General features: G+C 43.2%; 14 protein-coding genes. 1 reads left to right on the plus strand and 13 read right to left on the minus strand.

Annotated elements, in window-relative coordinates; all coding sequences use genetic code 11:
• The 6 genes from yihA to AB5H98_RS10185 all read right to left on the minus strand — a co-directional run.
• On the minus strand, positions 1-522 hold a 522-nt coding region (gene yihA, locus AB5H98_RS10160), incomplete at its 3' end, for a ribosome biogenesis GTP-binding protein YihA/YsxC (RefSeq protein ID WP_367925788.1).
• A 9-nt stretch (positions 523-531) separates the two neighbouring features.
• Positions 532-2,979 (minus strand): endopeptidase La, encoded by a 2,448-nt coding sequence (gene lon, locus AB5H98_RS10165; protein ID WP_367925789.1) that lies wholly within the window; start codon positions 2,977-2,979, stop codon positions 532-534.
• A gap of 163 nt (positions 2,980-3,142) precedes the next feature.
• Entirely contained in the window at positions 3,143-4,438 is a 1,296-nt protein-coding gene (clpX, locus tag AB5H98_RS10170; protein ID WP_367925790.1) for an ATP-dependent Clp protease ATP-binding subunit ClpX, read from the minus strand.
• 20 nt (positions 4,439-4,458) lie between these two features.
• Positions 4,459-5,052, minus strand: a complete 594-nt coding sequence (locus AB5H98_RS10175) for an ATP-dependent Clp protease proteolytic subunit (RefSeq protein ID WP_367925791.1) — start codon at positions 5,050-5,052, stop codon at positions 4,459-4,461.
• A 95-nt stretch (positions 5,053-5,147) separates the two neighbouring features.
• A complete protein-coding gene (gene tig, locus AB5H98_RS10180; protein ID WP_367925792.1) occupies positions 5,148-6,455 on the minus strand; it encodes a trigger factor in 1,308 nt (435 codons plus the stop codon).
• A 74-nt stretch (positions 6,456-6,529) separates the two neighbouring features.
• Positions 6,530-7,207 (minus strand): metallophosphoesterase, encoded by a 678-nt coding sequence (locus tag AB5H98_RS10185; protein WP_367925793.1) that lies wholly within the window; start codon positions 7,205-7,207, stop codon positions 6,530-6,532.
• A 71-nt stretch (positions 7,208-7,278) separates the two neighbouring features.
• On the opposite strand from AB5H98_RS10185, the gene AB5H98_RS10190 reads away from it, so the two are divergent.
• Positions 7,279-7,440 (plus strand): DUF1540 domain-containing protein, encoded by a 162-nt coding sequence (locus AB5H98_RS10190; protein ID WP_367925794.1) that lies wholly within the window; start codon positions 7,279-7,281, stop codon positions 7,438-7,440.
• 41 nt (positions 7,441-7,481) lie between these two features.
• On the opposite strand, the gene thrC is transcribed toward AB5H98_RS10190, so the two are convergent.
• From thrC to rplS, 7 genes are all read right to left on the minus strand, one after another.
• Positions 7,482-8,948: a threonine synthase gene (thrC, locus tag AB5H98_RS10195; protein ID WP_367925795.1), complete on the minus strand. Its 1,467-nt coding sequence runs from the start codon at positions 8,946-8,948 to the stop codon at positions 7,482-7,484.
• Positions 8,949-8,968: 20 nt separating this feature from the next.
• On the minus strand, positions 8,969-9,889 hold the full coding sequence (locus tag AB5H98_RS10200) for a dipeptidase (protein ID WP_367925796.1): 921 nt from the start codon (positions 9,887-9,889) through the stop codon (positions 8,969-8,971).
• A gap of 14 nt (positions 9,890-9,903) precedes the next feature.
• Complete coding sequence (locus tag AB5H98_RS10205; RefSeq protein WP_367925797.1) at positions 9,904-10,266, minus strand: YraN family protein; 363 nt, start codon at positions 10,264-10,266, stop codon at positions 9,904-9,906.
• The gene (rnhB, locus tag AB5H98_RS10210; protein WP_367925798.1) at positions 10,263-10,871 is read right to left on the minus strand and encodes a ribonuclease HII; all 609 of its coding nucleotides are present in this window, start codon (positions 10,869-10,871) and stop codon (positions 10,263-10,265) included. Before rnhB ends, AB5H98_RS10205 begins: the two co-directional genes overlap by 4 nt.
• Positions 10,868-11,746, minus strand: coding sequence for a ribosome biogenesis GTPase YlqF (gene ylqF, locus AB5H98_RS10215; protein WP_367925799.1), 879 nt, complete (start codon positions 11,744-11,746; stop codon positions 10,868-10,870). The genes rnhB and ylqF overlap by 4 nt, the downstream gene beginning before the upstream one ends.
• The gene (gene lepB / locus AB5H98_RS10220; protein WP_367925800.1) at positions 11,743-12,276 is read right to left on the minus strand and encodes a signal peptidase I; all 534 of its coding nucleotides are present in this window, start codon (positions 12,274-12,276) and stop codon (positions 11,743-11,745) included. The genes ylqF and lepB overlap by 4 nt, the downstream gene beginning before the upstream one ends.
• 69 nt (positions 12,277-12,345) lie before the next feature.
• Positions 12,346-12,690, minus strand: a complete 345-nt coding sequence (gene rplS / locus AB5H98_RS10225; RefSeq protein ID WP_367925801.1) for a 50S ribosomal protein L19 — start codon at positions 12,688-12,690, stop codon at positions 12,346-12,348.
• Positions 12,691-12,894: the final 204 nt, after the last annotated feature.

Genomic DNA, 12,894 nt, shown 5'->3' on the forward strand with positions numbered 1-12,894 from the left:
ACTGGTCAGCAATACTTGTTGACACCCATAAGTTTCACATTGTTTCGAAAAACGAGCCACCGTCGCTTCGTATTCACTTTTTCGCAATTTGTCCGCTTTTGTAAGAACTACGATATAAGGAATTTGATGATGATTTAGATACTCCAGCATCATTAAATCGTCTGCAGAAGGAGCATGGCGACTATCAAGCAGTTGAAGCAAAAGTACATTTTGACGTTCCTGCTCAAAATAAGTGTTAATAAGCCGATCCCATCGCTGACGCTCTCCTTGAGCAATCTTTGCATAACCATACCCTGGCAAGTCCACAAAATAAACAGAATCAACCGTATAAAAGTTGATTGTTGCTGTCTTGCCCGGTGTTGAACTAACTCTAGCAAGATTTTTTCGATTGCATAATTTGTTGATTAAAGAAGATTTTCCTACATTTGACCGCCCGGAAAAAACAATTTCCGGGCGGTCGCTCTCTGGCAATTGAGAAGAAAGGCCATAGGAAGCCTTATATTCTGCTTTTGCGTAATTCATATAAACTCCTTACTGCGGAATAGCAAGTGATTGTTCTGTTTTAATTCCCGTTACAGGAGGCTGCGTTTTCTTTTCCTGCTTTGTCGAATTTTTTTCTTTCTTTTTACTTTTTACGAGAGCTAAATTCAATACCTCTTCCAAATTGGATACACAATGGAAATCCATTGCTTGCTTGACAACCGGGTCTACATCGTATAAATCCGGCTCGTTTTCTTTTGGAATTAGCACCAAAGACATATGCTCACGATAAGCAGCCATGCTTTTTTCCTTCAGGCCACCGATTGGCAACACCTGACCATGCAAGGTTATTTCTCCTGTCATCGCTATATCCGAGCGAACAGGCTGTCCCGACAAGCAAGAAATCAACGCTGTTGTCAGCGTGACACCCGCAGATGGCCCATCCTTTGGAATTGCTCCTTCAGGCGCGTGAATATGAATATCTGCATTTTTAAAGACATCTACAGAGTATCCGTATTCTGCAGCATGAACTTTGGCATATGTGATCGCAAGCTTTGCGCTTTCTTTCATCACTTCGCCCAAAGAACCGGTCAACTCCAACTTACCAGCACCACCTGGCACAACCTGCACTTCGATTGGAAGAATTTCTCCACCAATACTCGTCCAGGCCAATCCGTTCGCAACGCCTACCGAATTTTTGCGACTATGGAAAGTAGGTTTGACACGTTTCGGTCCCAATAATTCTTCAAGTTGTCCCGCTCCCACGGTGATGGAATCTGTGGTTCCGGCAGCAATTTGTTTTGCACACTTGCGAAGTAATTGTGTAATAGTCCGTTCCAAATTACGAACGCCCGCCTCTTGAGTATATCCATCAATGATTCCATACAAGGCGCTTTGATTAAGTTTCACTTTGCCTTTTAAGCCCGTTGCTGCAAGTTGTTTAGGTACCAGATGTCTTTTAGCAATTTCGAATTTTTCCACACGTGTATAACTGGAAAGCTCAATTACATCCATACGATCCAACAATGGACGAGGAATGGTATCTAGAGAATTTGCCGTGGTGATAAATAAAACATCGCTCAGATCAAACGGAATGTCCAAATAATGATCTTTAAAAGTACAATTTTGTTCCGGATCCAAAGCCTCCAAAAGCGCGGCGGCTGGATCTCCTCGAAAATCGCTGGCCAATTTATCAACTTCATCTAGCAAAAGCAAAGGATTTGAACTCTTAGCCGTCAAAATGGCACTGATGATTTTTCCTGGCATAGCGCCAATATAAGTCCGCCGATGTCCTCGAATTTCTGCTTCGTCTCGCACGCCACCAAGTGACATACGTGCATATTTACGCCCCAGGCATTGCGCAATAGATCTCGCAATAGAAGTCTTTCCTACACCCGGTGGCCCTACAAGACAAATAATCTGCCCTTTCACATCCGGAGCAAGTTTGCGAACGGCCAATATTTCAAGAATGCGTTCTTTAACCTTTTTTAAGCCGTAATGTTCTTTATCCAAAAGGACTTCCGCCTTATGAATATCCAAGTTATCCTGAGTATAAACATGCCACGGCAAATCCAGACAGGTATCGAGATAGGTGCGAATCACAGAGGCCTCTTGTGTATTGCCCTGCATCTTATACAAACGATCCGCTTCTTTATGAAGTTTCTCAGACGCTTCCTGAGGAAGGTTCAAAGCATCGATACGTGCCCGATATTCCTCTGCCTCCTTACGTGTATCTTCTGAATCATCCAATTCATCTGAAATGACACGCATTTGTTCGCGCAAGTAATAATCACGCTGATTTTTATCCATCTGCTCATTGACTTTTGTTTGAATATCTTTTTCAATGTGCAGAATCTTGGTCTCGCGACGAAGTGTCTCTAAAATTTTTTCGAGCCGGCCAATCACCGTTCCCTCATTGAGCAGAAACTGCTTATCGGTATACTTTAAAAGCAAGTTTCCAGGAATGTAATCACAGAGGAACGCGGCATTATCATTGGTTATGATTGTATACACCACATCTTTGGGCATACGCGTATTTAATCCGATGTACTCCTCAAAAACCGCTTTAATGCTGCGCAACAGCGCTTCTATACGGGCAGGATCACTGCTTTTGATTCCACGAATTGCTGCCGCTTTCGTAGAAGCCAATAAAAATTTCCCACTGGAATCCAATGTTAAAAGTTTTGCGCGATATTTGCCTTCGACTAAAACTTTAACAAGATCTTCTGAAACACGAAGCACCTGTTTGATTTCAGCCACTACGCCATATGGATACAAATCCTTAAACCCAGGATCCTCCACATCCATGTCCTGCTGCGCGGTCAAAAAAACCGCATTATTATTATTCATTGCCCATTCAATTGCGGCAATGGATTTTTGACGCCCCACTTCAAAATGAATTACATTACCGGGAAAAACAACTAACCCACGCAGAGCAATCGCCGGAAGGCGAAGAATGTCTGCATTTTTATCCAAAATAATCTTTACCTTTTCTGACATCACAGAGCCTCCTAATTTCAATTTGCGATGGTAAAGATATCATCAATCTACCGTACAATACGGAAAGAGATATGGTTACTATACCAATTGAGTTATTATTATATCTTAAAAATATGAATTTTTCAATCGAAACAAAAAAGCGGGTGAAATTCACCCGCTTTTCTCAGCTTATGTGTCCCGCATTGGTATCCTGATAGCGAACACGCGCAACCCCGCGCTCAATTTCAGGCGGCTGTCCAGCAATGGTATCTGCTGTTACCGTCACCTTCGTAATAGTTGGATCACTTGGAATATCATACATGATTCCGATTAAAGCCTGTTCCATTACACTACGCAAACTACGAGCACCACTCTTTAAAGCGATCGCTTTTTGCGCAATGGCATGGAGCGCCTCGTCTGTAATAACCAACTCGGTATTATCCAACTTCAAAAGAGCTTCATATTGCTTTACCAGGCTATTTTTTGGCTCTTTCAACACACGCACCAGCGCATCCTCATCCAATGGATCCAGCACGGTCACAACTGGAATTCGTCCAATCAATTCAGGAATCAAGCCATATCGAACCAAGTCGTGCGGCTCCACCAAACGCAACAAATTCTGTCGTTCCTTCTCCGCATCTACCTTCAACTTACCGCCAAATCCCAGAGAAGAAGTATCCGTGCGCTTTTGAATATGCTTTTCCAATCCTTCAAATGCGCCACCGCAAATAAACAAAATATTTTTGGTATTGATTTGAATAAATTCCTGCTGGGGATGTTTACGCCCACCTTGTGGTGGAACATTACTGATCGTTCCCTCAAGAATTTTCAATAGTGCCTGCTGAACGCCTTCGCCACCCACATCACGTGTAATAGACGGATTTTCACTCTTACGCGTAATTTTATCAATTTCATCAATGTAAATGATTCCTTTTTCCGCGCGTTCAATATCAAAATCCGCCGCTTGGATGAGCTTCAAGAGAATATTTTCTACATCTTCACCCACATAACCAGCTTCTGTAAGCGTGGTTGCATCTGCAATCGCAAAGGGAACATTGAGCATTTTAGCCAAAGTCTGCGCCAACAATGTTTTTCCTACGCCCGACGGTCCTAATAAAAGCACATTGCTCTTTTGGAGATCGACATCGAGAGACTCTGTACTTAAAATTCTCTTATAATGATTGTACACCGAAACAGACAATACCGTTTTCGCGGCATCCTGACCAATTACATATTGATCCAATCCTGCTTTAATTTGCGCCGGAGTCAAAATGCGAATGTCTTTATCCGCATTTGCACGTCGCTGTCCTCTTCTACGAGGAGCGCTTTCCTCTTCATCTCCCATCATGGAATGACAAAGTTCGATGCACTCGCTGCAAATATTTACACCGGGCCCAATGAACATTCGTTCCACTTCATCCTGGGATTTTCCACAAAAATTGCAGATTAAATGTTTTTCCTTACCATTCTGATTTGCCATTACAACACCGCCGTGTGAATTTATCGTTTCTCGATCACAGCGTCAATCAGGCCGTAATCAAGCGCTTCTTGCGCGCTCATATAATTATCCCGTTCTGTGTCCAATTCCACCTGTGAAAGAGGTTTTCCCGTCCGCTCTGACAAAATATGATTCAAGCGGCTTCGAATTCGAACCAAGTGATCCGCATGAATTTTAATATCGGTCGCTTGACCGGTCAATCCCACTTGTCCACCGATCAATGGCTGATGAATCATAATCTCGCTGTTAGGAAGAGCCAAGCGCTTTCCTTTGGCCCCAGCGGCCAATAAAAACGCCCCCATAGAAGCGGCCATTCCCATGCAAATTGTAGATACATCACATTTAATATAATTCATTGTATCATAGATGGCAAATCCATCAGTAATGGAGCCACCCGGACTATTGATATAAAGGCTGATATCCTTTTCCTGATCTTGTCCTTCCAGATACAGAAGCTGGGCCACCACAAGACTTGCCGTGGTTGAATTCACCTCGTCTGACAGAACGATGATGCGGTCGTTCAACAATCTTGAAAAAATATCATAAGAACGCTCACCACGCGCAGTCTGCTCAACTACATAAGGGACTAAACTCATTCTTTTGCCTCCTTTGTCTAAGTACGAAGTTGACCGATATGCGCAAAATAAGCGCATATCGGTCAATCTTATCCATCATTCGACAGAAATCAATTTTACTCAGCTTTTTCGTCACTGATCATCTCAGTAGTGATTTCCGCGTTAGACTTTACAAAGTCAATTGCTTTATTGACGGCCAAATCTTTCTTTACTTCGGCCTCGGGAACGATATTGCGAACCTTCTCTTCTTCCATTTTATAAGCTTCAGCAATTCGCTTTACTTCGTTATCGAAATCTTCCTGAGATGCTACAATATTCTCAGCCTTGGCAACAGCTTCCAACGCCAAACGAATCTTAACCTGCTTCTCAGCCTGCTCTTTGAAACCGTCACGGAATTTCTGAGCATCGCCACCCATATACTTCAGATAATCTTGCAAACGCAGGCCCTGCTGCTGCAGACGATATTCAAAATCGCGAATCATTTCATCGATTCGTGTCTCAATCATGACAGACGGAATATCGCCTTCCATCGTAGCAATCACCTGGTCAACCAGTTCGTTTTCAACGTCCAGTTCCGCTTGTTTGTCCGCCTGCTCTTCCATGTTTTTGCGAATGCTGGCTTTCAATTCGTCCAAAGTATCGTATTCCGATACGTCCTTCGCAAATTCATCATCCAAAGTCGGAAGCTCTTTGTGTTTAACCTCATTCAATTTTACTTTAAACACAGCAGCTTTACCCGCCAAAGACTCAGCCTGATAGTCCTCAGGGAAAGTAACGTTCACGTCAAATTCTTCCCCGGCAGAATGGCCAACGATCTGATCCTCAAATCCAGGAATAAACTGACCAGATCCCAAGGTCAACGGGAAATGCTCACCTTTTCCGCCCTCAAAAGCGACACCGTCCACAAAGCCTTCAAAATCGATATCGGTGATATCTCCATTCTCGGCCGCACCTTCACGGGTGATAATACGTCCGTTGCGATCCTGCATACGGCTAATTTCAGCGTCAATCGCGCTGTCTTCCACAGTGTGGACTTTTTTAGTTGCTTTTAAACCCTTGTATGTGCCAATTTTCATTTCCGGCTTTACAGTTACAACCGCTTTCAATACAACACCGTCATTCAGCGTCGCAGAAACCACATCTACTTCCGGACGATCAACCGGCTCAATTCCGCTTTCCTTCACTGCCTCGTCATAGGCATCCGGGAAAAGGTCATTGATTGCGGGATAATAAAACACATCAGCGCCATACATCTTTTCGATCATATGACGGGGAGCTTTTCCTTTACGGAAGCCCGGAATATTATACTTTGTAACTTCCTTTTTAAAGGCTTTATCGACCGCAGCACTAAAAGTAGCCGCATCAATGGAGAATTGCAGTTCGTGGCTGTTATTTTCCAATTTTTCATTTTTTACGAGATTCATTCTGGTTCCTCCAATAAAAGAAAACTTTCAATTGATGATTATATCACATCTTTTTGTAAAAAGCTACCATGAATTCAAATTTTATACGGACAAAAAGAGAGTGCATCCGCGCTAATTAGACGATACTCGATTCCATCCACAACTCCTTGGACCGCACGGGAAATACAATTTCCATGCAAATGTCCATAAAAACAACGCTGAACGCCATATTTTTTGAGCACCTCAACCACCTGTTCCGCATCGGCTTTCGGATAAATGGGCGGATAATGCAAAAAAACAATTTTCTCCATCGTCCCAGCCGTTTCCAAAGAAGTTATCAACCGCCCACATTCTCGCTTCATAATTTTCTCATCATGCGGTTTTCCTTGATCAAATAGCCAACTGCGAGTGCCGCACAAAGCAACGTCATCAACACAAATGCAGTTATTGTGTAGAAACGACAAACTCGAAAACCCTTTTTCCGCCAAATAGTTTTCCATCTTTGCCATAGTGCACCACCAATAATCGTGGTTCCCCTTAATAAGGATCTTTTTCCCAGGTAATGAATCCAGAAACGCAAAATCCTCATCGCACTCGCTCAAACTCATGGCCCAAGAAGTGTCCCCTACAAGAACAACCGTATCGTGGGGGGTAACCAGTGCACGCCAATTTTTTTCCAAACGGGAAACATAATTTTCCCATCCTGGAAACACATCCATTGGCTTTTTTCCATTTAAGGAAAGATGCAAATCTCCAATTGTAAAAATTGCCATAAGTTCCTCCGCATAGTTCATTCACCCAAGGAAACACTATACACATCCTAGTTAAAAAGGAGGCATTTAAAATGCACAAAGAAGAAAAGGTTTTGCAAGGTATCTGCTGTGAAGTTTCCAACTGCATTCACAACAATGGCCATTGTTGCTGCACAGCTAAAAGTATCAACGTGAAAAACCGCATGGCCGTCTTGGGTGAAGAGACCATGTGCGAAACCTATGAACAGGTTTAAATCAGCAGGGCGTTTTCTTTAAGAAAGCGCCTTTTTACATATTAAAAGCTTAGCGCAACCTCTCGGATTTCTTCCTTTGAAATAATTGTTTGAAAACGCTCTGGTTTATTTTTCAGTTGGCGCAAACTTTCCGGTGCCATTGTGCCGCTTACGTTTTCCAATTTTTGTAGTGCTTCAAATTCATCCCCAGGCACTTCTACACCCAATGCCCCTAAAACACTGTTCGCAAACTTATAAGGGCTTGCAGTAGAAAGCACCACGCACGGTCCCGATAAAGTTCCTTTCTCTTTGAGAGATCGCGCCACATACCAAGCAACGGCTGTATGAGGATCCATTAAATACTGGTTATTTTCAAAGCAAGATCGAATTTCCCGCTCGCCATCCAAATCACTGGCACAGCCGCACGCAAATGTTTGTTGAATGGTTGCAAGGGTCTTTTCATCTACACGATACCAACCGTTTTGAGCTAATTGATCCATCCAATTTGCAACTTGTGCACTGTCGCCAGTTACATGATACAAAAGTCGTTCTAAATTGGAAGAAACAAGGATGTCCATTGATGGTGATTGTGTTTTATAAAAATCACGCCGAACGTCGTAAATCCCGCTGGTCAAAAAATCCGTGAGTACATTGTTCTGATTAGAAGCACAAATCAATTTACCAACCGGCAACCCCATTTGCTTTGCATAATACCCTGCAAGAATATCTCCAAAATTTCCAGTAGGCACACAAAAATCCACCGTTGCACCATCCAATACTTTTCCCTGTGCAACCAATTGCGCATAAGCAAAGAAATAGTAAACAATTTGCGGCACCAGCCGTCCCCAATTAATGGAGTTGGCACTGGAAAGTTGTTCGCCTTTTTCCTCCAAAAGATGTGCTACGCTTTGATCTCCAAAGACACGTTTCACGCCTGTTTGGGCATCGTCAAAATTCCCTTGTACCGCGTATACAGCTACATTTTCTCCCTCTTGCGTCACCATTTGCAATCTCTGGATTTCACTGGTCCCATCGTTCGGATAAAATACAGCAATTTTGATTCCTGGTAAACCAGCATAACCAGCCAATGCTGCTTTTCCTGTATCGCCAGAAGTTGCTACCAAAATTTTGGTAATCCCCTTATCCTGGCGAAGTTGTTTTGCGCGAACCAAAAGTTTGGGCATTAATTGAAGGGCATAGTCCTTAAATGCGCATGTCGGCCCGTGCCAAAGTTCCAGCGCATACATGTCCTCACTTCCCACAGAACGCACATATCCCGCTTTCCCGTTAAAATTAAGTCCATATGTTTGTTGTGCAGCTTGTTTCAAAAATTCGCAATCGTAATCCGAAAGAAATGCCGAAAGAACCTTTACCGCCGTTTGTGGATAATCCAAACCATACACTTCTTTCGCCGAAAGATGCGGAAAATGTACAGGCACAAATAAGCCGCCATCGGGCGCGATTCCTCTCAAAATGGCCTGTGCAGCTTCCACTGACAAGGCACTGTTGCGCGTGCTGGTATACTCCATTCTTAAACCTCCCAACAAAATTAACGTCTGTTCATCCAAAAACGATGTGCATTTTCAAAGAAGACATTCTGAAGAAGGGTCTCTTTGACTCCTCTCTGGAGCAAATAATCGTACAAAACCGGAATTTTTGTAAGATCTTCCACATCTTTTAAAGGTGTGGAGCCATCGAAATCTGTTCCAAAACAGAGCACATGCTCCGCGCCCAAATCAAGAAAATGAATCAAGTGGCGATAAACAGCATCCATAGAGTCAGACGCTCTTCCGCACAAAAAATCCACATAAAGATTGAGTCCTATTAAGCCTTTACGCCGAACGATTTCTCGAATTTGAGCATCGGTTAAATTGCGGCAATGACCTGTAACTTTTCTTGCGTTGGAATGTGTTGCCAAAATGGGTCCATCATACAAAGAAAACACATCGGTTACCCCTTCATCCGACAAATGTGATACATCTGGAAGAATATTGTAGTCATTTAGGCGAGAAACCACTTGTTTGCCAAAAGGCTTCAAGGGGCCTCCCGCAACACTGCCATATCCGATCTCATTTTCTCCAAACCAAGTCAATGTAAGCAATTGAATGCCATCCTCTGACAAAGTTTTTAAACGCTCAATTTTCCCCTCTAAAACCGAACCATTTTCCACTGACAAAATGGCCGCATATTGTCCCGCCGAAAAAGCTGCTTCTATCTCCTGCCCATTTTTGCACAAACGAACGGTGCTCCCATTTTTTTTGATTTGCTCTCGAAATGAATCTCTCTCCCGACAGTACTGAGCAAATGCGCACCCTGTTTTGTTATCGTGGACAAATAGCGCAAACACCTGCGCCCAGCGCCGGAGTCCTTTTGCCTTTTTTAAACTGACATGGCCAGTAGCATCCGCTAAACTTTCTCCTGTCTCCAAAAGCCGAAGTGCAGTATCGCAGTGCAAATCAAAAAAGTCCATATGAGCCTCCTTTGCTATTCTACCGAAAAAGCATTCTCAAAGCAAGAAATCTGTGCACGTCCTTGCGCATCCGGTATAACTTCCACCACATCAAATCTTACCAAAAAATCCGAAAAATCGTACTTTTGAAGAAAATTTTGCGCCGTCAGGATAATCCGTCGTTGTTTGTCTTTGGTAACGGCTTCTCGTGGCTGTGCAATCTGATTGGAACTACGAGTTTTCACCTCGATAAAAACAAGCATGCCTTTTTTCTCGGCAATCAAATCAATCTCACCAAACCGAGTACGATAACGCTTATCCAACAACCGATATCCTCGATTTCGATAATATCTGGCAGCCATGCTTTCGCCCCATGCACCCAAAACGTCTTTTCTCATTTTATGTATCCACGTTTTTTTAAGAACGATTTTCGATAAAACGGTTGAATTCCATATTGATCCAAAAGTTCGTAGTGTAACTTAGTAGGATATCCCTTATGCTTTTCCAATTGATACTGTGGATATTGCTTTGCCAGCTCACACATAAAACGATCTCGCGTTACTTTGGCCAAAATGGAAGCAGCAGAAATACTTGCAGACTTTGCATCGCCCTTTACTACAGCTTTTGAAGGAACAGAAAGTATCGGGCAACGATTTCCATCGATGAGAGCAAGATCCGGCTGGATCTTCAACCCCTCTACCGCTTGTTGCATCCCCAACATTGTAGCACCTAGAATATTCAGCTCATCAATGGTCTCCGGGCCAATCAAACAGACTTTATAAGCGAGCGCCTTTTGAACAATTGTTTCATACAGCACTTCCCGCTTTTTTTCGCTTAGCTTTTTCGAATCATTTATTCCTTCAATGGGATCGTCTGAATTCAAAATAACCGCCGCTACACTTACCGGCCCACAGAGAGGGCCGCGGCCCGCCTCATCCACACCACAAATCACGGGGTAATTTTGCCTATACTCATAGTCAAACGCATACAATTTTTCTGTCATACTTCCTCCGGCTTTTCGAGCGAAATCCGACCAATTTTACTCGCGCGGAATTCATCTACCAGCATAATAGCAGCTCGCTCCGTATTCACCGTTCCGCCGCTCATTAACATTCCCCGCTTTTTTCCAATCGCTTCCAACAATTCATATGGCTCTAGTTTTAGTTCTTCTTCTGTCAGACGATAACGCTGGGCCAACTTCTGAGGATCGACATTTTGCATTTCCTCTAAAAGTCCCACAGCAATCTCCTCAATATCCAGGATATCATCCTTAATGGAACCAATGAAAGCCAAATTGCTGGCTGTTTTATAAGAATCAAACTTTTTCCAAAGAACTCCAGGCATATCCAACAAATCGTAATTTCCGACGCCAATCCATTGTTTTCCGCGTGTTACACCTGGTTTATCCGCAGCCTTCGCCTTTGACGCTCCTGCAAAACTGTTAATAAATGTAGACTTTCCTACATTCGGAATTCCTACTACCATTACCCGAATCTTTGCGCCATCCATTCCCTTTTGAGAACGACGGCTCAAAAGCTCCTCTAATTCGTGGTCAATGGCATTTTTTACACTAGAAATCCCTGCACGATTTTTACTGGACAAAGCGATGCAGCCATCTCCCTTTTTCTTAAAATAAGAAACCCAATGGGAGGTCACCTCGGGGTCCGCCAAATCCGCCTTATTCAAAATATACAGATGCGGTTTTCCTCTGGTAATGCGCGCAATCTCCGGATTCAAACTGCTATAAGGAATACGAGCGTCCAAAAGCTGAAGTACCACGTCTACTTGCCTTAAACTCGCCTCCATAACACGCAATGTTTTTGCCATATGTCCAGGAAACCACTGAATTTGGCGCTGATTAATCAAATCTTTACTCATGTCACTTTCCCCAATCGATTAATTGGTGCTATGCGAAAAAGCACCTTTCCCAAAATACTTCTTTCATCAATCAGTCCAACCTGTGAAGAACGACTATCGGTCGAATGTGGACGATTATCTCCCATTAAAAATACTTGCCCCTCAGGCACGGTCAGCGGGAACTCTATATCAAAACTCTGCTGGGTCGGTGCCGAAATGTAAGGTTCGTATAAAACCTCTCCATTCACATAGACTTCTCCCGTTTCAAAGTCAATGTCAACAGTATCTCCACCAAGAGCGATAATGCGTTTTACCAGTGGATCTCCATACTCGATATAGCTGTCTACCACCACTACATCACCACGCTGAGGTTCATATAAAATTCCTTGTACAACAACACGATCTCCACTTTCCAACGTGGGCTCCATAGAAATACCTGAAACAACGATAATTCTACACAAAAACACAAACACCAACACAATTACCGTTAACGCAAACACAAGCGAATCATACCATTCAAAAGCCCTTGTCCCTTTTGGAGTATTGCTCAAAATCATTCCACCTCTATTCTCTCGAATATAAGAAAAAAGGGACAATGTACATTGTCCCTTTTCTGAATCTTATCGGAGCTGTTCTTTGACCTTGGCCGCCTTGCCAGTACGATTTCTGAGATAAGTGAGCTTTGCACGACGCACACGGCCCTTGCGAACCACTTCAACCTTCTCAACAAACGGAGAGTTGATAGGGAATACACGTTCCACACCTACACCGTAGGAAGAACGGCGAACTGTAAAAGTTTCAGCGATTCCACCGTGTCTTTTTGCAATTACAGTACCCTCGAAAGCCTGAATACGCTCGCGCTCGCCCTCTTTGATACGAACAGAAACGCGCACTGTGTCGCCAACGTTAAATTCGGGCTTGTTCTCTTTAATCATGCCCTCGGTCATCAATTTCAATGCGTCCATAATGATCCTCCAATTTTCTTTAGGCATTCATAACCGACTGGTGCCGGCAGAGGACTACCCGTTTAATGACTTACACATTAACCCCACTGTTGGAACAGCGGACATAACGCTTAAATATAATATCACAATCAAAAGAAGATTACAAGCATTTAACCAAAAATTTCTTTTGAAGAATCCAACAAACCTGTCCTTAGAATGCGAATC

The organism is uncultured Ruthenibacterium sp. (assembly GCF_963558415.1).
Classification (GTDB): domain Bacteria; phylum Bacillota; class Clostridia; order Oscillospirales; family Ruminococcaceae; genus Ruthenibacterium.

Excerpts from the sequence above, each read along its gene's own strand:
- thrC (WP_367925795.1), bottom strand. The coding sequence starts at position 8,948 with ATGGAGTATACCAGCACGCGCAACAGTGCCTTGTCAGTGGAAGCTGCA.
- rplS (WP_367925801.1), bottom strand. The coding sequence starts at position 12,690 with ATGGACGCATTGAAATTGATGACCGAGGGCATGATTAAAGAGAACAAG.
- clpX (WP_367925790.1), bottom strand. The coding sequence starts at position 4,438 with ATGGCAAATCAGAATGGTAAGGAAAAACATTTAATCTGCAATTTTTGT.
- tig (WP_367925792.1), bottom strand. The coding sequence starts at position 6,455 with ATGAATCTCGTAAAAAATGAAAAATTGGAAAATAACAGCCACGAACTG.
- rnhB (WP_367925798.1), bottom strand. The coding sequence starts at position 10,871 with ATGACAGAAAAATTGTATGCGTTTGACTATGAGTATAGGCAAAATTAC.
- AB5H98_RS10185 (WP_367925793.1), bottom strand. The coding sequence starts at position 7,207 with ATGGCAATTTTTACAATTGGAGATTTGCATCTTTCCTTAAATGGAAAA.
- ylqF (WP_367925799.1), bottom strand. The coding sequence starts at position 11,746 with ATGAGTAAAGATTTGATTAATCAGCGCCAAATTCAGTGGTTTCCTGGA.
- AB5H98_RS10175 (WP_367925791.1), bottom strand. The coding sequence starts at position 5,052 with ATGAGTTTAGTCCCTTATGTAGTTGAGCAGACTGCGCGTGGTGAGCGT.
- AB5H98_RS10190 (WP_367925794.1), top strand. The coding sequence starts at position 7,279 with ATGCACAAAGAAGAAAAGGTTTTGCAAGGTATCTGCTGTGAAGTTTCC.
- lon (WP_367925789.1), bottom strand. The coding sequence starts at position 2,979 with ATGTCAGAAAAGGTAAAGATTATTTTGGATAAAAATGCAGACATTCTT.
- AB5H98_RS10200 (WP_367925796.1), bottom strand. The coding sequence starts at position 9,889 with ATGGACTTTTTTGATTTGCACTGCGATACTGCACTTCGGCTTTTGGAG.
- AB5H98_RS10205 (WP_367925797.1), bottom strand. The coding sequence starts at position 10,266 with ATGAGAAAAGACGTTTTGGGTGCATGGGGCGAAAGCATGGCTGCCAGA.